Annotated in this window: 1 protein-coding gene; it reads right to left on the reverse strand. The window is 52.6% G+C overall.

What is annotated here, in order from left to right:
• Positions 1 to 229 (reverse strand): transposase family protein (locus D0817_RS26660; RefSeq protein ID WP_202866520.1); only part of this gene is annotated, 229 nt, incomplete at its 3' end.
• Positions 230 to 390 lie beyond the last annotated feature (161 nt).

The raw sequence follows: 390 nt of genomic DNA on the forward strand, positions 1-390 counted from the left end.
GCCCGAATGTGTCATGCGAGGCGATGCCGTTGGCGTAGGGCAGGTGCCGGCGCAGCCACTCGAGCTTCATCTCGCTCCACTGGACAACCGACGTCCAGCTCTCCGCGCCGCTGATCACAGCGCAGATCGCGGCCAACAGCAGTTCGTCCAACTGATAGGCACACTCGCGTGCACGAGGATCACGTAATTCATCGAATGCTGCGAGCAAGGAAATCGGCGCTTTTGTCATCTTTTCGCTTAAATATCGAGAGTAAACGCCCTTTTTTGAGAGTTTACAAGCAATATTTCACGAATCGATCATAAAGATGGGTTTGGCTTCATGCAATCGCCCTGGCGGCGGCCCGACTTACCCATATGCAATGCCAACATTCGAAAAGTTTGATTTAAAAC

The sequence above is a fragment of the Flavobacterium cupreum genome, from assembly GCF_003996965.1.
GTDB classification, from domain to species: domain Bacteria; phylum Bacteroidota; class Bacteroidia; order Flavobacteriales; family Flavobacteriaceae; genus Flavobacterium; species Flavobacterium cupreum.